This is a genomic window from Aquincola tertiaricarbonis, assembly GCF_000969605.1.
In the GTDB taxonomy this organism is placed as follows: Bacteria; Pseudomonadota; Gammaproteobacteria; order Burkholderiales; family Burkholderiaceae_C; genus Aquincola; species Aquincola tertiaricarbonis.
Genome location: NZ_JZUE01000021.1, coordinates 70,322 through 89,574, shown reverse-complemented (window position 1 = coordinate 89,574; position 19,253 = coordinate 70,322). Strand labels below are relative to the sequence as shown.

Annotated in this window: 15 protein-coding genes; 3 read left to right on the top strand and 12 right to left on the bottom strand. The window is 70.0% G+C overall.

The window, feature by feature from the left end; translation table 11 throughout:
• Positions 1 to 533: 533 nt before the first annotated feature.
• From VO99_RS21065 to VO99_RS21025, 9 genes are all read right to left on the bottom strand, one after another.
• Entirely contained in the window at positions 534 to 1,592 is a 1,059-nt protein-coding gene (locus VO99_RS21065; RefSeq protein ID WP_046114893.1) for an adenosine deaminase, read from the bottom strand.
• Between the two features lie 20 nt (positions 1,593 to 1,612).
• Complete coding sequence (locus VO99_RS21060; protein WP_046114892.1) at positions 1,613 to 2,644, bottom strand: aromatic ring-hydroxylating dioxygenase subunit alpha; 1,032 nt, start codon at positions 2,642 to 2,644, stop codon at positions 1,613 to 1,615.
• 99 nt (positions 2,645 to 2,743) lie between these two features.
• Positions 2,744 to 3,901, bottom strand: coding sequence for a BMP family ABC transporter substrate-binding protein (locus VO99_RS21055; protein WP_046114891.1), 1,158 nt, complete (start codon positions 3,899 to 3,901; stop codon positions 2,744 to 2,746).
• A gap of 44 nt (positions 3,902 to 3,945) precedes the next feature.
• Entirely contained in the window at positions 3,946 to 4,866 is a 921-nt protein-coding gene (locus VO99_RS21050) for an ABC transporter permease (RefSeq protein WP_046114890.1), read from the bottom strand.
• On the bottom strand, positions 4,863 to 5,993 hold the full coding sequence (locus tag VO99_RS21045; protein ID WP_046114889.1) for an ABC transporter permease: 1,131 nt from the start codon (positions 5,991 to 5,993) through the stop codon (positions 4,863 to 4,865). The genes VO99_RS21050 and VO99_RS21045 overlap by 4 nt, the downstream gene beginning before the upstream one ends.
• On the bottom strand, positions 5,980 to 7,515 hold the full coding sequence (locus VO99_RS21040; protein WP_046114888.1) for an ABC transporter ATP-binding protein: 1,536 nt from the start codon (positions 7,513 to 7,515) through the stop codon (positions 5,980 to 5,982). Before VO99_RS21040 ends, VO99_RS21045 begins: the two co-directional genes overlap by 14 nt.
• A 26-nt stretch (positions 7,516 to 7,541) precedes the next feature.
• Positions 7,542 to 8,837, bottom strand: a complete 1,296-nt coding sequence (locus VO99_RS21035; protein ID WP_046114887.1) for an NCS2 family permease — start codon at positions 8,835 to 8,837, stop codon at positions 7,542 to 7,544.
• A 79-nt stretch (positions 8,838 to 8,916) separates the two neighbouring features.
• Positions 8,917 to 10,251, bottom strand: coding sequence for a guanine deaminase (gene guaD / locus VO99_RS21030; RefSeq protein ID WP_046114886.1), 1,335 nt, complete (start codon positions 10,249 to 10,251; stop codon positions 8,917 to 8,919).
• 27 nt (positions 10,252 to 10,278) lie between these two features.
• Positions 10,279 to 11,262, bottom strand: coding sequence for a LysR family transcriptional regulator (locus tag VO99_RS21025; protein WP_046114885.1), 984 nt, complete (start codon positions 11,260 to 11,262; stop codon positions 10,279 to 10,281).
• Positions 11,263 to 11,334: 72 nt separating this feature from the next.
• Here VO99_RS21025 and xdhA point away from each other — a divergent pair, with 72 nt between their 5' ends.
• From xdhA to xdhC, 3 genes are all read left to right on the top strand, one after another.
• Positions 11,335 to 12,837: a xanthine dehydrogenase small subunit gene (gene xdhA, locus VO99_RS21020; protein WP_046114884.1), complete on the top strand. Its 1,503-nt coding sequence runs from the start codon at positions 11,335 to 11,337 to the stop codon at positions 12,835 to 12,837.
• Between the two features lie 836 nt (positions 12,838 to 13,673).
• Positions 13,674 to 16,097, top strand: a complete 2,424-nt coding sequence (gene xdhB / locus VO99_RS21015; protein ID WP_046114883.1) for a xanthine dehydrogenase molybdopterin binding subunit — start codon at positions 13,674 to 13,676, stop codon at positions 16,095 to 16,097.
• Positions 16,098 to 16,102: 5 nt separating this feature from the next.
• Positions 16,103 to 16,921: a xanthine dehydrogenase accessory protein XdhC gene (xdhC, locus tag VO99_RS21010; RefSeq protein ID WP_046114882.1), complete on the top strand. Its 819-nt coding sequence runs from the start codon at positions 16,103 to 16,105 to the stop codon at positions 16,919 to 16,921.
• A gap of 23 nt (positions 16,922 to 16,944) precedes the next feature.
• On the opposite strand, the gene VO99_RS21005 is transcribed toward xdhC, so the two are convergent.
• From VO99_RS21005 to VO99_RS20995, 3 genes are all read right to left on the bottom strand, one after another.
• Positions 16,945 to 17,163 (bottom strand): hypothetical protein, encoded by a 219-nt coding sequence (locus VO99_RS21005; protein ID WP_046114881.1) that lies wholly within the window; start codon positions 17,161 to 17,163, stop codon positions 16,945 to 16,947.
• Positions 17,164 to 17,295: 132 nt separating this feature from the next.
• On the bottom strand, positions 17,296 to 18,222 hold the full coding sequence (locus tag VO99_RS21000) for a tRNA dihydrouridine synthase (RefSeq protein ID WP_046114918.1): 927 nt from the start codon (positions 18,220 to 18,222) through the stop codon (positions 17,296 to 17,298).
• A 61-nt stretch (positions 18,223 to 18,283) separates the two neighbouring features.
• Positions 18,284 to 19,210: a DUF808 domain-containing protein gene (locus VO99_RS20995; protein ID WP_046114880.1), complete on the bottom strand. Its 927-nt coding sequence runs from the start codon at positions 19,208 to 19,210 to the stop codon at positions 18,284 to 18,286.
• Positions 19,211 to 19,253: the final 43 nt, after the last annotated feature.

Below are 19,253 nucleotides of genomic sequence, written 5' to 3'. Positions count from 1 at the left end.
CAGCGCAGCGCCGGTGGCCGCGCGCGCAGCGCGCTTCGTGAACTGACTTGCGGCCGACTGTTTGAGCCGCAGTGAGCGAAGCGAACGAAGGCGAGTTGGGCCGCGGGCCACCGGCGTGAGCAGCGCAGGGCAGTCGGTGCGCAGCACCGACCGCGGAAGCTAAGCCCCCGGGCCGGCCCGCACGGCCCTGCGCAAACAGCACAACCCCAGCAAGTCGCCACTCAGCAAACAGCCCCGCGCCACGACCGACCGCTCCAACGCAGCAATCTCGTCGCAGACGGCAGCGCCACTGCAAAGCACCTCCATGCGCAGCACCACCGCTCCAACATTTGCGCAGGGCCGTGCGGGCGCTTGCGCAGCGAGCGGAGGTGAGTTGGGCCGCGGGCCACCGGCGTGAGCAGCGCAGGGCAGTTCGCGCGCAGCGCGAACCGCGGAAGCTAAGCCCCCGGGCCGGCCCGCACGGCCCTGCGCAAACAGCACAAACCCAGCAAGTTACCTACACGCAAAGGCAACCCACCAAAACCGCAGCGACATCAAGACGCGTCAGCAAACACCCGGTCCAGCTTCTCCACCCACTCGCTCTTCGCCGCGTCGGAAGCGAAGCTGGCTTCGATGCTGTTCAGCGCCAGCTGGTACGCATGCCGCGGCCCCAGTTGCGGCAGGCCGTTGAACACCGCGTCGAAGTTGGCGTTCATGTAGCCGCCGAAATAGGCCGGGTCGTCGGAGTTGACCGTGACCTTCAGCCCCGCTTCCAGCAGCGAAGCGATGTTGTGCTGGTCCATCGAGTCGAACACGCACAGCTTGATGTTGGACAGCGGGCACACCGTCAGCGGCACCTGCTCGGCCGCCAGCCGCTCCACCAGCGCGGGCTTCTCCACGCAGCGCACGCCGTGGTCGATGCGCTCCACCTTCAGCAGGTCGAGCGCGGTCTCGATGTACTCGGCCGGGCCTTCCTCGCCCGCATGCGCCACCAGGTGCAGCCCCAGCTCGTGGCAGCGGGCGTACACGCGCGCGAACTTCTCGGGCGGGTGGCCACGTTCGCTGCTGTCCAGGCCGATGCCGATGAACTGGTCGCGGTACGGCAGCGCTTCTTCCAGCGTGGCGAAGGCGGCTTCCTCGCTCAGGTGCCGCAGGAAGCACAGGATCAGGGCGCTGCTGACGCCCAGCTCCTGCTGCGCGGTCTGGCTGGCGCGGGTCAGGCCGTCGATCACCGTCTTGAACGGCACGCCGCGGTCGGTGTGGGTCTGGGGGTCGAAGAACAGCTCGGCATGCACCACGTTGTCGGCGGCGGCGCGGCGGAAGTAGGCCATCGCCATGTCGAAGAAGTCTTCCTCCTTCAGCAGCACGCTGGCGCCGGCGTAGTAGATGTCGAGGAAGCTCTGCAGGTCGGTGAAGGCATAGGCCTCGCGCAGCGCTTCCACGCTGGGGTACGCCAGCGTGACGCCGTTGCGCTGGGCCAGGGCGAAGATCAGCTCGGGCTCAAGCGAGCCTTCGATGTGGATGTGCAGCTCGCACTTGGGCATGTCGCGCAGCAGCAGGGGCAGCGCGTCGCGGCCGATCTTGTCGAGGCGGGAAGCCAGTTCGAGGGGCATGGGCAGGTCTCCTGGGCGCTTCAGCAGATGCCGAAGGTGATGCCGCGCTCTTTCAAGTAGCGGCGGTAGGCGGTGGATGCGCGGTCGGCCGCGCAATGCAGTTCGGTGACCGGGGCCTGGGCGGTGACGGGCAGCCGGCGCGGCCGCTGCGATTCGAGCACAGGCTGGTCCTGCGAGAAGATGGTGTGCTGGAAGCCTTGCAGCTGCGCGTCGGTGGAGGTCCAGTCCAGCATCGCCAGGCGGATCCACACGCGGCTGCGCTCGGGCTCGATGGGGCACACGAACATCGCGATGGATTCACGGAAGCCCCGCACCTTGACCGCGGCCGCGTCGGGCACCTTGGTGAGGATGGCGGTGTACGGTGCATTCACCTCATAGGTGTACTCCACCATCGCGCCGCCGGCGGCCTGCACGCTGCTCTGCGGCTGCCAGGCGCGGCATTCGGTGGCCAGGAACCCATGCTCGGTGGCGCTGACGCGGTAGGGCTCGATGGCGGTGTTGTCGCGGGCGCCCAGCCAGCCTTCGTGCACGTAGCCGAAGTGGGCCATGTCGAGGAAGTTCTCGACGATGCGCGGCGCGCTGGTGGCCACGTCGTAGGGGCCGCAGTTGACCTTGCGCAGCTCCGCATCCCCTTCGGCCGAGAAGGCCGGCAGCGGCGGCTCGGGCACGTCGGCGTCGTCGGCGCCGGCCGGCACCAGCGCCACCCACACCAGGCCGTAGGCTTCCTTGGCGCGGTAGCTGCGGGCGCGGTGCCCTTCGGGCGGTTGCCAGCCGGGCACCGCCGGCACCTGCACCACGCGGCCGCCGGGCGCGAACTGCCAGCCGTGGTACGCGCACTCCAGCCGGTCGCCCTCGATGCGGCCCAGGGACAGCGACGCACCGCGGTGCGGGCAGCGGTCGTCGAAGGCGTGCACCGTGCCGGCGGCGTCGCGCCAGATGGCCAGGTCGGTGCCCAGCAGCTGGGCGGGCACCGGGCAGCGGCGGCCGTCGGCACGGGCTTCGTCCAGCGCGCTGGCCAGCAGCACGGGGTGGTAGTGATGGTGTTCGATCATGGGTGGCAAAACGGCTGCCGCTGCAAAGAAAAAGGCCGCCCGCCGCCTTGCGGCGCCAGGGCGGCCCGTTGCCGGCCCGCGGGCCGGCCGTGACCGGGCTTACTTGCCCGACGGGATCTTGCCTTCCACGCCCTTGACGTAGAAGTCGATCTTGTCCTTCCAGTCCTGGTCGGCGGCGGTGCCGGCGGCCAGGCGCTCCTTGCCGGCGGCATCGACCACCGGGCCGGTGAACACCTCGAACTCGCCCGCCTTCATCTTGACCTTGATCTCGTCGATCTTCTTGCGGGTGTCTTCCGGCACCACCTCGGCGACCTTGATCAGGTCGTTCTGGCCTTCCTTGACGCCCCACACGGTGCGCTCGGTCTTCCAGGTGCCGTCCATCACTTCCTTGATGGCCTTCTTGTAGTAGCCGCCCCACAGCGCCACGGCCGAGCCCAGGTGGGCCTTGGGAGCGAAGGCGCTCATGTCGCTGTCCCAGCCGAAGGCGTACTTGCCGTTCTTCTCGGCGGTCTGCAGCACGGCCGAGGAATCGGTGTTCTGCAGCAGCACGTCGGCGCCGCCGTTGATCAGGCTCTGCGCGGCCTCGCCTTCCTTCGGCGGATCGAACCAGGTGCTGACCCACACCACCTTGGTCTTGATCTTCGGGTTCACGCTCTGCGCGCCCAGGGTGTACGCATTGATGTTGCGCAGCACCTCGGGGATGGGGAAGGAGCCGACGAAGCCGATGGTGCCCGTCTTGCTCATGGTGCCGGCGATGATGCCGGCGAGGTAGGCGTCCTCGAAGAACTTGGCATCGTAGATGCGCATGTTCGGCGCCGTCTTGTAGCCGGTGGCGTGCTCGAACTTCACGTCCGGGAACTCGGCGGCCACCTTCATCATCGGCTCCATGTAGCCGAAGGAGGTGGCGAAGATGATCTTGTTGCCCTGGGTGGCCAGGTCGCGGATCACGCGCTCGGCGTCGGCGCCCTCGGGCACCTTCTCGACGAAGCTGGTCTGCACCTTGTTGCCGAACTCGGCTTCCACCTCCTTGCGGCCCTGGTCGTGCGCGAACGTCCAGCCGGCGTCACCCACCGGGCCGACGTACACCCAGGCCGCCTTCAGCGGCTCGGGTGCGGCGGCAGCCGGGGCGGAGGCGGGCTGGGAGGAAGCCACCGGCGCGGCCGGCTCTTCCTTCTTGCCGCAACCCACCAGCGCGGCCGCGGCCACGGACGACAGCGCAGCCCACTTCAGCAGGTCGCGCTTGCTCAGAACAGTCATGTTGGCTCCTCGGAGGAATCTGGAAACACTTGGAAAGGCCTATGTTAGGCGCCCGGATGGAACGGCTTGCCGAGCGAGGCCGGCATGTTGATGCGGATCCACAGCGGGTTGCGCGAGATCAGCGCCAGCACCACGATGGTGGCCAGGTAGGGCAGCATCGTCAGCAGCTGGCTGGACACATCCACGCCCGCGCCCTGCAGCGCGAACTGCAGCATCGTCACGCCGCCGAACAGGTAGGCGCCAAGCAAGACCCGCGCCGGCCGCCAGGTGGCGAAGGTGGTGAGCGCCAGCGCGATCCAGCCGCGGCCGGCCACCAGGCCCTCGACCCACAGCGGCGCATACACCACCGACAGGAAGGCCCCGGCCACGCCGCACAGCGCACCGCCGCCCAGCACCGCGGCGAAGCGGATGAGCCGCACCGGGTAGCCCAGCGCATGCGCCGACTCGGGCGACTCACCCACCGCGCGCAGCACAAGCCCGGCGCGGCTGCGATAGAGAAACCACGACAGGCCGACGACCAGCGCGATGGCCACGTAGACCATCCAGTGCTGCTTGAACAGCGCCGGCCCGATGAAGGGGATGTCGGCCAGCACCGGCACCTCGAAGGGCACGCGGTCTTCCAGTTTCTTGCCGACGAAGCCCACGCCCACGAAGGCCGAGAAGCCGCCGCCGAACAGGCTGAGCGCCAGCCCGGTGGCGTACTGGTTGGTGTTCAGGCCGATGACCAGCAGCGCAAACACCGCGGCCATCAGCGCACCGGCGCCGGCGCCAGCGGCGAAGGCCAGCACGTCGCTGCCTGTGGCCAGCGCGGTGGCGAAGCCGGCGATGGCGGCCACCAGCATCATGCCTTCGGCACCCAGGTTCAGCACGCCGGCCTTCTCGTTGAGCAGCAGGCCGAGGCCGGCCACCGCCAGCGGCGTGCCCGAGGCCAGCGTGGCCGCGATCAACAGGGCGACTTCGTTCACGGCTGGGCCTCCTTCAGTTGCTGCGCGGCGGGCGCGGCGCTGGGGGCCACCGGCCGCGGCGCGGAGCGCCACCTCACGCGGTAGGTGATCAGCGTGTCGCAGGCCAGCAGCAGGAACAGCAGCGAACCCTGGAACACCCCGGTGAGCGCGTTGGGCAGGCCCAGGCGCGATTGGCCCAGTTCGCCGCCGATGAGCATCATGGACAGCAGCACGCTGGACAGCACGATGCCCACCGGATGCAGCCGGCCGACGAAGCACACGATGATGGCGGTGAAGCCATAGCCGGTGGACACGTGCGGCGTGAGCTGCCGCAGCGGCCCGGCCGCCTCCATCGCGCCGGCCAGGCCGGCCATGCCGCCGGAGACCAGCAGCGCCGTCCACAGCGACTTGCGGGCCGAGAAGCCCGCATACCGCGCCGCCGCCGGTGCCAGCCCGCCCACCTGCAGCTGGTAGCCGCGGAACATGCGGAACAGGAACACCCAGAACACCACCACCATCACCAGCGCGACGACGATGCCCCAGTGCAGCCGCGTGCCGGCCAGCAGCTGCGGCAGCCAGGTGCTGGCATCGAAGGTCTTGGTCTGCGGGAAGTTGAAGCCCATCGGGTCCTTCCAGGGCCCGAACACCAGGTAGTTGAGCAGCTGCTGCGCCACGTACACCAGCATCAGGCTGACCAGGATCTCGCTGGCATTGAAGCGGTCGCGCAGCACCGCGGTGACGGCGGCCCAGGCCGCCCCGCCCACCACGCCGGCCAGCAGCACCAGCGGCGAATAGATGCCGCGCGCCCCGGTGACGCCATGGGTGGTGAGCCACAGCGCCACGCCGCCGCCGGCGATGGCGCCCAGCAGGAACTGGCCTTCGGCGCCGATGTTCCACACATTGGCCCGGTAGCACACCGCCAGGCCGAGCGCGCACAGCATCAGCGGCGTGGCCTTGAGCAGCACCTCGGCGGTGGCGCGCAGGCCGTTCAGCGGCTCGACGAAGAAGATGGACAGGCCGCGCACCGGATCCTTGCCCAAGGCGATGAACAGCAGGCTGGCCAGCACCACCGTGAGCGCCAGCGCGATCAGCGGCGAGCCGAGCGACATCACCTTCGAAGGCTGCGGCCGCGCCTCAAGCTTGAGCATGTTCCACCTCCGCAGGCGCCTTCACCGCCGCACCGGGCCACAGGCCCGACATCCATTCGCCGATGGTCTCGATGGTGGCCTGGGCCACCGGCACGCTGGGCGACAGCCGCCCCTGCGCGATCACCACCAGCCGGTCGCTCACCTCGAACAGCTCGTCCAGCTCCTCGCTGACGACGAGCAGGGCGCAGCCCTCGTCGCGCAGCTTGAGCAGCGCCGCGCGGATCTGCGCCGCGGCACCCACGTCCACGCCCCAGGTGGGCTGCGAGACGATGAACACCTTGGGCCGCGCATCGATCTCGCGGCCGACGATGAACTTCTGCAGGTTGCCGCCCGACAGCGACTTGGCCGCCGCGCCCGGGCCGCCGGCCTTCACGTGGTAGCGGGCGATGAGGTCGGCGGCCAGCTTCTGCACCTGGCCCACCTGGATCCAGCCCCAGCGGCCCACCGCCTCGGTGCGGGTGAGCAGCGTGTTCTGCGCCAGGCTGAGCGTGGGCACCGCGCCGCGGCCCAGCCGTTCCTCCGGCACGAAGTGCAGGCCCAGCGCGCGGCGCCGGCCGGGGCTGGCGGCGGCGATGTCCTGGCCGAACAGCGTGATGCTGCCGCTGGCCGCCCGCGGGTCTTCGCCGGACAGCGCGGCCATCAGCTCCTGCTGGCCGTTGCCCGAGACGCCGGCCACGCCCACGATCTCGCCCGCGCGCACCTGCAGCGCGATGTCGGCCAGCGTGGTGCCGAACGGCGACTGCTTGGCCAGCGACAGGCCCTTGAGCTCCAGCGCCACCGCGCCGGGCGTGGACTGCACATGCTTCAGCTGCGGCGGCTCGGCGCCGATCATCAGCCGCGACAGGCCGGCGTTGGTCTCGGTGGTGGGGTCGACCTCGCCCGTCACCCGGCCGCCGCGCAGCACGGTGCAGTGGTGGCACAGCGCGCGGATCTCGTCGAGCTTGTGGCTGATGTAGAGGATGCTGCAGCCGTCGGCCGACAGCTTGCGCAGCGTGACGAACAGCTTCTGCACCGCCTGCGGCGTGAGCACCGAGGTGGGCTCGTCCAGGATCAGCAGCTTGGGGTCCGTCAGCAGTGCACGCACGATCTCCACCCGCTGGCGCTCGCCCACCGACAGGCTGTGCACCGGCCGCAGCGGGTCGACCTCCAGGCCGTAGGCCTGGGACACCTGGCGGATGCGCCCGGTGACCTCGGCCAGCGTCATGCTCTTGTCCAGGCCCAGCCACACGTTCTCGGCGGCGGTCAGGGTGTCGAACAGCGAGAAATGCTGGAACACCATGCTGATGCCCAGCGCCCGCGCCTCCTGCGGGTTGCGGATGGACACCGGCTGGCCGTTCCAGCGCACCTCGCCCTCATCCGGGCGCACCGCGCCGTAGATGATCTTCATCAGCGTGCTCTTGCCCGCGCCGTTCTCGCCCAGCACGGCATGGATCTCGCCGGGCTTGACCCGCAGGCTCACGTCGTCGTTGGCCTTGACGGCCGGGTACTGCTTGCTGATGTGCGCCAGCTCCAGTCTCAGCATGCCGCCCCCCTGCGTTGTTCTGTCATTCATTCAGTGCCGATGTAGATGTACTTGAACAGGAAAATACACCCGATGACCCAGACCATCCAATGCACGCCGCGTCCGCGGCCCGTCAGCAATTTCAACACCGCGTAGGTGATGAAGCCGAAGGCCATGCCGTGGGCGATGGAGTAGGTGAACGGCATCATCAGTGCCGTCACCGCCGCCGGGATCACGTCGGTGGTCTCGTCCCAGTCCAGTTCGGTGATCTCCCGTAGCATTAAACAGGCCACGAAGAACAGCGCCGGCGCGGTGGCATAGGCGGGCACCGCGCCCGCCAGCGGCGAGATGAACAGGCAGGCCAGGAACAGCACCGCCACCGTCAGCGCAGTAAGGCCCGTGCGGCCGCCGGCCTGCACGCCGGCCGCGCTTTCCACATAGGCGGTGGTGCTGCTGGTGCCCAGCAGCGAGCCGGCGAAGATGGCGCCGCTGTCGGCCATCAGCGCCTTGTTCATGCGGTGCATCTTGCCCGGCACCAGCAGGCCCGCGCGCTTGGCCACGCCCATCAGCGTGCCGGTGGCATCGAACAGCTCCACCAGGAAGAACACCAGGATCACGTTCAGGATGCCGCCCTTGAGCGCCGCGGCGATGTCCAGCTGCAGGAAGGTGGGCGCGATGGACGGCGGCGCCGAGAACACGCCGGCGAAGGTGTTGCCGCCGAAGAAGAACGAGGCCACGGTGATGCCCAGCATGCCGATCAGGATGGCGCCGGGCACCCGCAGCTTGTCCAGCACCACGATGGCGAAGAAGCCCAGCGTGGCCAGCACCACCGAGGGCGTGTGGAGGTTGCCCAGGGTGACGTAGGTGGCCTTGGAAGGCGCGATCAGCCCCGCGCTCTTGAGCGCGATGATGGCCAGGAACAGGCCGATGCCCACGGTGATGCCGATGCGCAGCGCCGGCGGTATGGCGCGGATGATGAGGTCGCGCAACCTGAAGACCGTGACCAGGAAGAACAGGCAGCCCGAGATGAACACCGCCCCCAGCGCCGCCTGCCAGGTGAAGCCCATGTGCAGCACCACGACGTAGGCGAAATAGGCGTTGAGGCCCATGCCAGGCGCCAGCGCGATGGGGTAGTTGGCGTACAGGCCCATGATGGCCGAGCCCAGCGCCGCGATCAGGCAGGTGGCCACGAACACCGCGCCCTTGGGCATGCCGGCGTCGCCCAGGATGGAGGGGTTGACGAAGATGATGTAGGCCATCGTCAGGAAAGTGGTCAACCCGGCCACCAGCTCGGTGCGCACGGTGGTGCCGTGCTCCTGCAGGCGGAACAGTTTCTCGAACATGGCTTGTCTCCTCCGGCTTCATGGCCGGTATGTGTTGGCTTGTCGTGTCGTGCGGTGGGCGGCGCGCCGGCCGCGGGGCTCAGCCGCTGGGCATGGCCGCCCGCCAGTACTGCGGCACGCCCTGGATGTAGGCGGCCACCAGGTTGCGGTCGTCGGCCAGGGTGAACCAGGCGAAGAGCTGCTCGTGCAGGCTCTGCACCACCGACATGCGGCGCTCGGCCACCGGGTCGGCCGCCCAGTCCCACACGCAGACGTCGGCCAGGCGGCCGGGCTCGAAGGAGCCGATCTCATGGTCGAGGTGCAGCGCCTGCGCGGCGCCCAGCGTGGCGGCATGCAGGGCCTTCCAGCCGGTCAGGCGCTGGCCCTGCATCGCCTGGATCTTGTAGGCGTCCAGCACGGTGCGCATCATCGACAGGCTGGTGCCGCCGCCCACGTCGCTGGCCAGCGTGACGCGGCCGCCCGCATCCTCGGTCGCGCGCCAGTCGAACAGGCCACTGCCCAGGAACAGGTTGGAGCTGGGGCTGTGGGCGATCTGCGCGCCGGTATCGCGCAGCACCGCGCGGTCTTCCGCGTCGAGCCAGATGCCATGCGCCAGCACGCTGCGTTCGTTCATCAGGCCGGCGCGGGCGTACACGTCGAGGTAGCTGCGCGCCTCGGGGAAGAGCTGCTGCACCCAGGCCACTTCCTCGCGGTTCTCGGCCACGTGAGTCTGCATGTAGAGGCCCGGGTAGGCGGCGCACAGCGCGCCGGCCATGGCCAGCTGCGCGGGCGTGCTGGTGGGCGCGAAGCGCACCGTCACCGCATAGCTCAGCCGCTGGTGGCCGTGCCAGCGCTCGATCAGCTCGATGCAGTCCCGCTCGGCCTGCACCACGTCGTCGCGCAGGTTGTCGGGCGCATGGCGGTCCATCAGCACCTTGCCGGTGACCAGGCGCATGCCGCGGCGGGCGCTCTCGGCAAACAGCAGGTCGGCGCTGATCTTGTGCACCGTCGGGAACACCACCGCGGTCGTGGTGCCGTGCGACAGCAGCGCCTGCACGAAACGCGCGGCACCCGATTCGCTCTCGGCGGCCTGGGCATAGCGGCTCTCGGCCGGGAAGGTGTAGGTGTTGAGCCAGTCCAGCAGTTCGGTGCCGTAGCTGCCGATCACGTCGAGCTGCGGGCTGTGCACATGGGTGTCGATGAAGCCGGGCAGGATCAGCCGGCCGCGGTGGTCCTGCTGTTGCCAGCCCTCGCCGGGCAGGGGCTGGCTGGCCGGCTGCACGCCGGTGATGCGGCCGTTTTCGACCAGCAGCCAGTGATCGGGCCGCCAGCGCACCGCGGGGCTGGTGACCGCACCCCAGTCGGGCATGCCGGTGAAGTCGAGCAGGTCGCCGCGCAGGGCCAGTCGGAAGGGCGGGGCTTGGGTGGAGGTCATCGGCACTTCAATCGTCGAACGGAATTTTCAATGCGCCGTGGCGGGCACCGCGGTGGGGCCGGCCACGCGGCGGGCCACCTCGCGCACCTGCTCGCGCAGCCAGCGCATCGAGGGCGAGGCATGCGTCAGGTCGTGCCACAGCTGGTAGTACGCCAGCGGCGGGAACGGCGCCGGGCAGCGCACGATGCGCACGGGCAGCACGCCGGCATAACGCGAGCAGAACAGGCGGCCGGTGGTGAGCACCAGGCCGCTGCGGGCCACCATCAGCGGGATCAGGCTGAAGTGCGCGCTGCGCACCACCAGGTTGCGCTTGAGGCCCAGCGAAGCCAGGTGCTCCTCGATCACGCCCAGCGCGCCCGGGCTCAGCGGCGAAGGCGCGACGTGCTCGCAGCCCAGGTACTTCTCCACCGTCCAGCCCTTGCCGGCGCCTTCGGCCAGCCGCACCACCGGATGGCCCTCGGCCACCAGGCACACGATCTCGTCGGACATCAGCCGGCCCAGGTGCAGCTCTTCCGGCGGGCGCAGCCAGTTGCCGATGACCAGGTCGACCTCGCCGTCGGCCAGGCCGCGGCGGTAGTCGAAGTCGCGCGACAGCGCCTGCAGCTCGATGCGCGCGCCCGGCGCGGCCTGGTGCACGTGCGCCACCAGCTCGGGCAGGAAGCTCGGGTCCAGGTAGTCACTGGCGGCGATGCGGAAGGTGGCGGTGGTGGTCTGCGGATCGAACGAGGCACTGCGCATGCGCGGGCTGAACAGCGCATCGGCCGCCTGCAGCAGGCTGGCCGCCGGGCCCACCAGCTGCAGCGCTGTGGCGGTGGGCGTCATGCCGTTGCCGGCCCGCACCAGCAGCGGATCGCCGGTGAGCTCCCGCAGCCGCTTCAGCTGGGCGCTGACGGCGGGCTGGGTGCTCTGCAGGCGCAGGGCGGCACGGGAGACGCTGCGTTCGACGATCACGGTGTGGAGGACTCTGATCAGGTACAGCTCGATCTTGTCGAACTCGGCGCGCTGCGTCATATGGCTGGCTCGATAGGTGCTATGAGGGCTATCGTATTCACGGCCCGCCCCTCAACGGGTAAGTTCCTACCCATGACAACACAACCCGTGCGCTTCCATCACCGCGGCCGCATCGTCGACGTCAGCGGCGTGCATCCCACCCGCAGCGTGCTCGATTGGCTGCGCGAGGACGCCCATTGCACCGGCACCAAGGAAGGCTGCAACGAAGGCGATTGCGGTGCCTGCACCGTGGTGGTCGGCGAGCTGGACGAGGCCGGCGCGCTGAAGCTGCAGACGGTCAACAGCTGCATCCAGTTCGTGCCCACGCTGCACGGCAAGGCGCTGTTCACGGTGGAGGACCTGAAGGCCCAGTGCGCCGGCACGCTGCACCCGGTGCAGCAGGCGATGGTGGAGTGCCACGGCTCGCAATGCGGCTTCTGCACGCCGGGATTCGTGATGTCGCTGTGGTCGGCCTACGAGCACCACCAGGCCGCCGGCACCCAGCCCACCCGCCAGCAATTGGCCGATGAACTCTCGGGCAACCTGTGCCGCTGCACCGGCTACCGGCCGATCATCGACGCCGGCCAGCGCATGTTCGACCTGCCCGCGGCCCGGCTGGACGCAGCGCCCGTGGTGGCCGCGCTGAAGGCCCTGCAGGCAGGCTCGCTGGCGTACACCGGCGCCCGTGCCGGCGAGCCCGCCGCGACGCTGCATGCGCCCACCACGATCGAGGCATTGGCCGCGCTGCGCATGGACAAGCCGAAGGCCACGCTGCTGGCCGGTTCCACCGACATCGGCCTGTGGGTGAGCAAGCAGTTCCGTGACGTGGGCGATCTGATCCATGTGGGCAACGTGGCTGCGCTCAAAACGATAGAAACGCTGCCGGACGGCGGGCTGCGCATCGGCGCCGGTGCGTCGCTGGAAGATGCCTATGCAACGCTGGCGAAGCGCCTGCCGTCGCTCACCGACGTGTGGTTGCGCTTCGCCTCGCCGCCCATCCGCCATGCCGGCACGATGGGCGGCAACGTGGCCAACGGCTCGCCCATCGGCGATTCACCGCCGGTGCTGATGGCGCTGGACGCGCAGATCGAGCTGCGCCAGGGCGAGCGTGTGCGCAGCATGCCCCTGCCCGAGTTCTACGTGGACTACATGAAGAACAGGCTGGAGCCCGGCGAATTCGTGCAGGCGCTGGTGGTGCCAGGCGCAGCCTTCGACCGCACCGTGCGCGCCTACAAGATCAGCAAGCGTTTCGACTGCGACATCTCGGCGCTGTGCGGAGGCTTCTCGATCGAGCTGGACGGCGACACCGTGAAGAGCGTGCGCCTGGCCTTCGGCGGCATGGCCGCGGTGGTCAAGCGCGCGGCGGCGGCCGAAGCCGCGCTGGTCGGCCAGCCGTGGACCGAAGACACGGTAAAGGCCGCGCAAGCCGCCTTGCTCACCGACTTCAAGCCCCTGACCGACATGCGCGCCAGTGCCGACTACCGCATGCAGGTGGCGCAGAACCTGTTGATGCGCTTCTGGCTGGAGACACGCACGGTGGACCCGCTGCCCGCCGAGCAGACCAGTGTGTTTGCGGTGATGCCGCATGGGGTGTGAGGTGGGTGGAGCCGTGCTTGGGCAGCGAGTTCTTGCACGACGGCTCTGTCTCGCGGCGCTGCGCGTGGGGCGGGGCCCAGCGGGGGTGAAATGCCAAACCGCCGGCACGTTGGCCGTCGGTGCGAGCGCCTTCGGGCGGCCGGGCGGCACTCGCGCGCTCTCGGTCGGCCCTGCGGGCCGACTGCGCTCCGGTGCTCACGACAAGGTCGCACGGCGGAACTCGCTACGTTCGCTTCGCTCAGTGCAGTCGGACAGCCACCGCGAGTCAGTCTACGAAGCACGCTGCGCGTGCCGACCTCGTCGCTGCGCTCCTCGCCGAGCCCCAAATCGCCCCCACCGGGCCCCGCCCCCCGCCCAGCACAGGCGGTGTGATGCGCAAGCTGTCGCTGCCAACGCGCAGCAGCTGGTGTTGGGGTTCAAGGTGCCCCGGCACGAGAACCCCCGGTGTTCGGCGGGGGGGCGTGCGGGCAGGCCCGGGGGCGCATGTGGAGCGCCGAGCAGCGCAGGGCGGGTGGCCCGCGCGCGCAGCGCGCCACAACATCTGACTCGCAGGCGGGTGTCTGAGCGGAGGGGGCGAAGCACCCGCAGCGAGTTACGCGGCGCGGGCCGCCCGACCGAGCAGCGCAGGGCAGTTCGCGCGCAGCGCGAACCGCGGAAGTTGCGCCCCCGGGCCTGCCCGCACACCCCCCCGCCCCGCCGAGCCTCCGCCAACGCGCCCCCAGCCCAGGCGCGAGAGCAAGCCCAACACCGCCCAACACAGCGCACCGCCGCAAGCCGGCACCGGCCACTTGCCTAGACAAGTCGACGCCGCCCGCCGAAAAAACCAGAGCCGCACCATGAACAAGCCCATCGCCCCCAGCCTGCTGCAGCCCGCCGAAGCCTTCGCGCCTTATGCGAAGAACACCGCGGCCCGCATCGACGAGCCGGCCGAACGCACGGCCGAGGCCGCCGGGGCCCGTGTCGGCATCAGCCGGCCGCATGAATCGGCGCACCTGCATGTGGTCGGCGAGGCCACCTACATCGACGACATTCCCGAGCTGCAGGGCACGCTGCACTGCGCGCTGGGCCTCTCGCCGGTGGCCAACGGCACGCTGAAAGGCGCCGAGCTCGACAAGGTCAAGGCCATGCCCGGCGTGGTGGCCGTGCTCACCGCGGCCGACATCCCCGGCAGCAACGACTGCGGCTCCATCGTGCACGACGACCCCATCCTGTGCGACGGCGAGATCCGCTACCTCGGCCAGCCGGTGTTCGCCGTCATTGCCGCCAGCCGCGACCAGGCCCGGCGCGCGGCCGCGCTGGCCAGGCAGGTGCTGCAGATCGATGCCCTGCCGCCGGTGCTCACGCCGCAGCAGGCGCATGAGAAGCAGCAGTACGTGGTGCCGCCGATGCACCTGGTGCGCAGCACCAACGAAGGCGGCGCGCAGGCCGCGATCGCCAAGGCGCCGCACCGGCTGCAGGGCAGCTTCGACGTCGGCGGCCAGGAACAGTTCTACCTGGAAGGCCAGATCAGCTATGCCGTGCCGAAGGAAAACGACGGCATGCATGTGTATTGCAGCACCCAGCATCCCACCGAGATGCAGCACCTGGTGGCCCATGCGCTGCACCTGCGCGCGCACCACGTGCAGGTGGAATGCCGGCGCATGGGCGGCGGCTTCGGTGGCAAGGAGTCGCAGTCGGGCCTGTTCGCCTGCGTGGCCGCGGTGGCCGCGAAGAAGCTCAACCGGCCGGTCAAGCTGCGGCTGGACCGCGACGACGACTTCCTGATCACCGGCCGGCGCCACTGCTTCTGGTATGAGTACGACGTCGGCTACGACGACGAAGGCCGCATCCTGGGCGCCGAGGTGACGATGGTCTCGCGCGCCGGCCATTCCGCCGACCTGAGCGGCCCGGTGATGACCCGCGCGCTGTGCCACTTCGACAATGCCTACTGGCTGCCCGACGTGGCGCTGCACGGCTACTCGGGCAAGACCAACACCCAGAGCAACACCGCCTTCCGCGGCTTCGGCGGGCCGCAGGGCGCCATCGCGGTGGAGAACATCCTGGATGCGGTGGCGCGCCGGCTGGGCCGCGACCCGCTGGCGGTGCGCCGGGCCAACTTCTACGGCACCACCGAGCGCAACGTCACGCCCTACGAGCAGACCGTCACCGACAACATCGTGCACGAGGTGGTCGACCAGCTGGTGGCCAGCAGCGACTACGCCGCGCGGCGCGAGGCCATCGCGCAGTTCAATGCCGGCAGCCCGCTGCTCAAGCGCGGGCTGGCGCTGGTGCCGCTGAAGTTCGGCATCTCGTTCAACGTGAAGCACTTCAACCAGGCCGGCGCGCTGGTGCATGTGTACAACGACGGCTCCATCCTGGTGAACCATGGCGGCACCGAGATGGGCCAAGGCCTGAACACCAAGGTGGCCCAGGTGGTGGCGCATGAGCTGGGCGTCGGCTTCGAGCGGGTGCGCGTGACCGCCACCGACACGCAGAAGGTGGCCAACACCTCCGCCACCGCCGCTTCCACCGGCGCGGACCTGAACGGCAAGGCCGCGCAGGATGCGGCGCGCCAGATCAAGGAGCGGCTGGCCGCCTGCATTGCGGCCCACCATGGCGGCACGCCGGCCAAGGTGGTGTTCGCGAATGACCAGGTGCAGGTCGGCGGCCGCACCTTGCCCTTCGATGCGGTGGTGGCGCAGGCCTACCTGGATCGCGTGCAGCTGTGGTCCGACGGCTTCTACGCCACGCCCGGCCTGAGCTGGAACCGCGAGACGATGAAGGGCCGGCCCTTCTTCTACTTCGCCTACGGCGCGGCCGTGAGCGAGGTGGTGGTGGATACGCTGACCGGCGAATGGAAGCTGCTGCGCGCCGACGTGCTGCACGACGCGGGCCGCTCGCTCAACCCGGCCATCGACATCGGCCAGGTGGAAGGCGCCTTCATCCAGGGCATGGGCTGGCTCACCACCGAGGAGCTGGTGTGGCACCCGCAGACCGGCAAGCTGACCACGCATGCGCCCAGCACCTACAAGATCCCGACGGCCAACGATTGCCCACCGGTGTTCAACGTCAAGCTGTTCGAAGGCCCCAACCGCGAGGACTCGATCCACCGCAGCAAGGCCGTGGGCGAGCCGCCGCTGCTGCTGCCGTTCTCGGTGTTCTTCGCGATACGCGACGCCATCTCGGCCGCGGCCGACCACCGCGTCGATCCACCGCTGCGCGCGCCGGCCACGTCGGAAGCCATCCTGGCCGCGCTCACCGCGGTGAAGGCGGCGGGCTGAGCGCGATGGACCGCCACGTCCGCCGCACCGCCCGCGCCTGGCGCCATGCCGCCCGCCATCCCGCGGTGGTGGTGCAGGTGGTCGAGTCGCGCGGCTCGGCGCCGCGCCATGCCGGCACGCGCATGCTGGTGTCGGCGCGGGAGGCGGTGGGCACCATCGGCGGTGGCCACCTGGAGCTGAAGGCCATCGACGCCGCGCGTGCGATGCTGGCCGAAGGACAGGCCGCATTCCAGCGGCACTATCCGCTGGGCCCGGCGCTGGGCCAGTGCTGCGGCGGCGCGGTGACGCTGGCCTTCGACTGGCTGGACGATGCGGCCCTGGCCGCCTGGCCCGAGCCCGAGCCGATGTTCCACCTGCAGCTGTACGGTGCCGGCCATGTGGGGCAGGCCATCGTGCGGCTGCTGGCCACGCTGGATTGCCGGGTGGACTGGATCGACGAGCGGGAGGACCAGTTTCCGCCCGCCGATGCCTTCGTGCCGGCGCCGGACCACATCTGCGCGCTGGCGGTGGATGCGGTGGAAGGTGAGGTGGACGCTGCGCCGCCCGGGGCCTTCTACCTGGTGCTGACGCACAGCCACGACCTGGACCTGCGCATCACCGAAGCCATCCTGAAGCGGGGGGACTTCGGCTTCTTCGGCCTGATCGGCTCGGCCACCAAGCGCGCGCGCTTCGTGCACCGCATGGAAGCCAAGGGCATGGCGCCCGATACCCTGGCCCGCATGCACTGCCCCATCGGCGTGGAAGGCATCACCGGCAAGGAGCCGGAGGTGATCGCGATGGCGGTGGTGGCGCAGCTGCTGCAGCAGCGCCGGCCCGGGGCCTGAGGGCAGGCCCGGCAGGCGTGTGGTCAGTGCACGCGGTCGCTCAGGCAGACCGCGGGCGGGCAGTATTCCCGGCCGACCACGGCGCGTGCGTACAGGTAGTTGTCCCGCGCCCGCTCGCTGAGCGAATCCAGGTGCACCTGGCCGCGCTCGTCACACGGGAAGGTGAGTGCGCGTCCCGAGTGGAACAGCGACTCGAAGCGCAGCTCGTAGGCGGCTTCGGCGTGGGATGCAGTGGAAATCATGGCATCGCTCCCGGTGGGTGGATGGGTACATCGTCCTTGGTGCCAAGCGTAGGCACCACCCCTCTGATGCGCCATGTCCCACCACCTCAAGGGTGTGTCGGCACCCCACTACGAAGGACGTAGCAAGTTCGCCTACAGGCTGTGAGACGTGGCGCCGCCGAACAGCCGCTGCGTGACGAGTTGCGGGTCGGTCAGCGTGCGCACGGCCTGGTAGGCGTCCTCCGCCTGCGGATGCACCCGCCGCAGGAAGTTGAGCCACTGTTTTAGCCGGCCCGCCTGGTGACGCGCCTCCACACGCAGGCGGATGAGCTGCCAGAAGTCGGCCAGCCGCGGCTGCAGTGCCGGCCAGCCCACCGCCTGTTCCGCGCCGCGGATGGCCAGCGCCAGGCCGGGGTCGGCCACCATGCCGCGGCCCAGCATCAGCGCGTCACAGCCAGACACCTCGGTGCAGCGCAGCGCGTCGGCCACGGTCCAGATCTCGCCGTTGGCCACCACCGGCAGCTTCACCGCGGCGCGGATGTCGGCGATGCGCTCCCAGTAGGCGGGCGGCCTGTAACCGTGGGCCTTGGTGCGGGCATGCACGACCAGTTCCTCGGCGCCGCCGGCCTCGATGGCCTGCGCGCAGTCGATAGCCAGGCGGTCGTCCTCGAAGCCCAGCCGCATCTTGGCCGACACCGGCATGTGCGCCGGCACCGCGCGGCGGACGGCTTCCACGATGCGGCCGACCAACGGCGGGTCCACCAGCAGGGCGGCGCCGCCGCCATGGCGGTTGACCACCTTGGCCGGGCAGCCGAAGTTGAGGTCGATGCCGGCCGGGCCGAGCGAGGCCAGGCGCTGCGCGTTCTCGGCCAGGCAGGCCGGGTCGGAGCCCAGCAGCTGCGCCCGCACCGGCACGCCGGCACGGGTGCGGCCGCCGTTGTGCAGCTCGGGCATCACCCGCACGAAGGCCTTCTCCGGCAGCAGCGTGCCGGTGACGCGGATGAACTCCGACACGCAGCGGTCGATGCCGCCGACGGCGGTGAGGGTGTCGCGCAGGGCGAAGTCCAGCAGGCCCTCCATCGGGGCCAGCAGCAAGCGGATGGTCACGGGAACGAAACGGTCTCGGGCAAAGCCGGGAGTATCAATGCGCGGCGGCGGGGGCCTTGCCACGCAGGCGCTGCACCCCCATCACCACCGCCAGGATGATGGCACCGGCGATGGCGCCCACCACCATGTTGGCCAGGTTGGCCACCAGCCAGCCCGCCACGCCCCCCAGCGGCTCGGCAAAGCCCTCGATGGCATGGGCCACCGGGCCCACGCCGTGCACCAGGATGCCGCCGCCCACCAGGAACATGGCCGCGGTGCCGGCCACGCTGAGGAACTTCATCAGCCAGGGCGCGGCGGCCAGGATGCCGCGGCCCAGGGCCTGCAGGCCGCCGCTGCCGCTACGGCTGAGCGCCAGGCCGGCGTCGTCCAGCTTCACGATGCCGGCCACCAGGCCGTACACGCCCACCGTCATCAGCAGCGCAATGCCCACCAGCACCATCACCTGGGTAGTGAAGGGCGCGTCGGCCACGGTGCCCAGGGTGATGGCGATGATCTCGGCCGACAGGATGAAGTCGGTGCGGATGGCGCCCTTGATCTTGTCCTTCTCCAGCGCCACCAGGTCCACGTGGCTGTCGCCCAGCGCCTGTACATGGCGGGCGCGGGTGGCGGCGTCTTCCTCCTTCGAATGCAGGAACTTGTGCGCCAGCTTCTCCACGCCTTCGAAGCACAGGAAGGCGCCGCCCAGCATCAGCAGCGGCGTCACCGCCCAGGGCGCAAAGGCACTGATGAGCAGCGCCGCCGGCACCAGGATCGCCTTGTTGACGAAGGAGCCCTTGGCCACCGCCCACACCACCGGCAGCTCGCGGTCGGCCTTGACGCCGGTGACCTGCTGGGCATTGAGCGCCAGGTCGTCGCCGAGCACGCCGGCGGTCTTCTTGGTGGCCAGCTTGGTGAGCACGGCCACGTCGTCCAGCACGGAGGCGATGTCGTCGATCAGGGCGAGCAAGCTGGAACCGGCCATGGAGGCACCTTCAGTCGGAAATGGCCGCGCGGGAGGAAGCGGG

What these genes read in the sequence shown, in the direction of transcription:
- VO99_RS21065 (WP_046114893.1), bottom strand. Translation starts at nt 1,592, where the DNA reads ATGCCCCTCGAACTGGCTTCCCGCCTCGACAAGATCGGCCGCGACGCG.
- VO99_RS21060 (WP_046114892.1), bottom strand. Translation starts at nt 2,644, where the DNA reads ATGATCGAACACCATCACTACCACCCCGTGCTGCTGGCCAGCGCGCTG.
- VO99_RS21055 (WP_046114891.1), bottom strand. Translation starts at nt 3,901, where the DNA reads ATGACTGTTCTGAGCAAGCGCGACCTGCTGAAGTGGGCTGCGCTGTCG.
- VO99_RS21045 (WP_046114889.1), bottom strand. Translation starts at nt 5,993, where the DNA reads ATGCTCAAGCTTGAGGCGCGGCCGCAGCCTTCGAAGGTGATGTCGCTC.
- VO99_RS21040 (WP_046114888.1), bottom strand. Translation starts at nt 7,515, where the DNA reads ATGCTGAGACTGGAGCTGGCGCACATCAGCAAGCAGTACCCGGCCGTC.
- VO99_RS21035 (WP_046114887.1), bottom strand. Translation starts at nt 8,837, where the DNA reads ATGTTCGAGAAACTGTTCCGCCTGCAGGAGCACGGCACCACCGTGCGC.
- guaD (WP_046114886.1), bottom strand. Translation starts at nt 10,251, where the DNA reads ATGACCTCCACCCAAGCCCCGCCCTTCCGACTGGCCCTGCGCGGCGAC.
- VO99_RS21025 (WP_046114885.1), bottom strand. Translation starts at nt 11,262, where the DNA reads ATGACGCAGCGCGCCGAGTTCGACAAGATCGAGCTGTACCTGATCAGA.
- xdhA (WP_046114884.1), top strand. Translation starts at nt 11,335, where the DNA reads ATGACAACACAACCCGTGCGCTTCCATCACCGCGGCCGCATCGTCGAC.
- xdhB (WP_046114883.1), top strand. Translation starts at nt 13,674, where the DNA reads ATGAACAAGCCCATCGCCCCCAGCCTGCTGCAGCCCGCCGAAGCCTTC.
- xdhC (WP_046114882.1), top strand. Translation starts at nt 16,103, where the DNA reads ATGGACCGCCACGTCCGCCGCACCGCCCGCGCCTGGCGCCATGCCGCC.
- VO99_RS21005 (WP_046114881.1), bottom strand. Translation starts at nt 17,163, where the DNA reads ATGATTTCCACTGCATCCCACGCCGAAGCCGCCTACGAGCTGCGCTTC.
- VO99_RS21000 (WP_046114918.1), bottom strand. Translation starts at nt 18,222, where the DNA reads ATGGAGGGCCTGCTGGACTTCGCCCTGCGCGACACCCTCACCGCCGTC.
- VO99_RS20995 (WP_046114880.1), bottom strand. Translation starts at nt 19,210, where the DNA reads ATGGCCGGTTCCAGCTTGCTCGCCCTGATCGACGACATCGCCTCCGTG.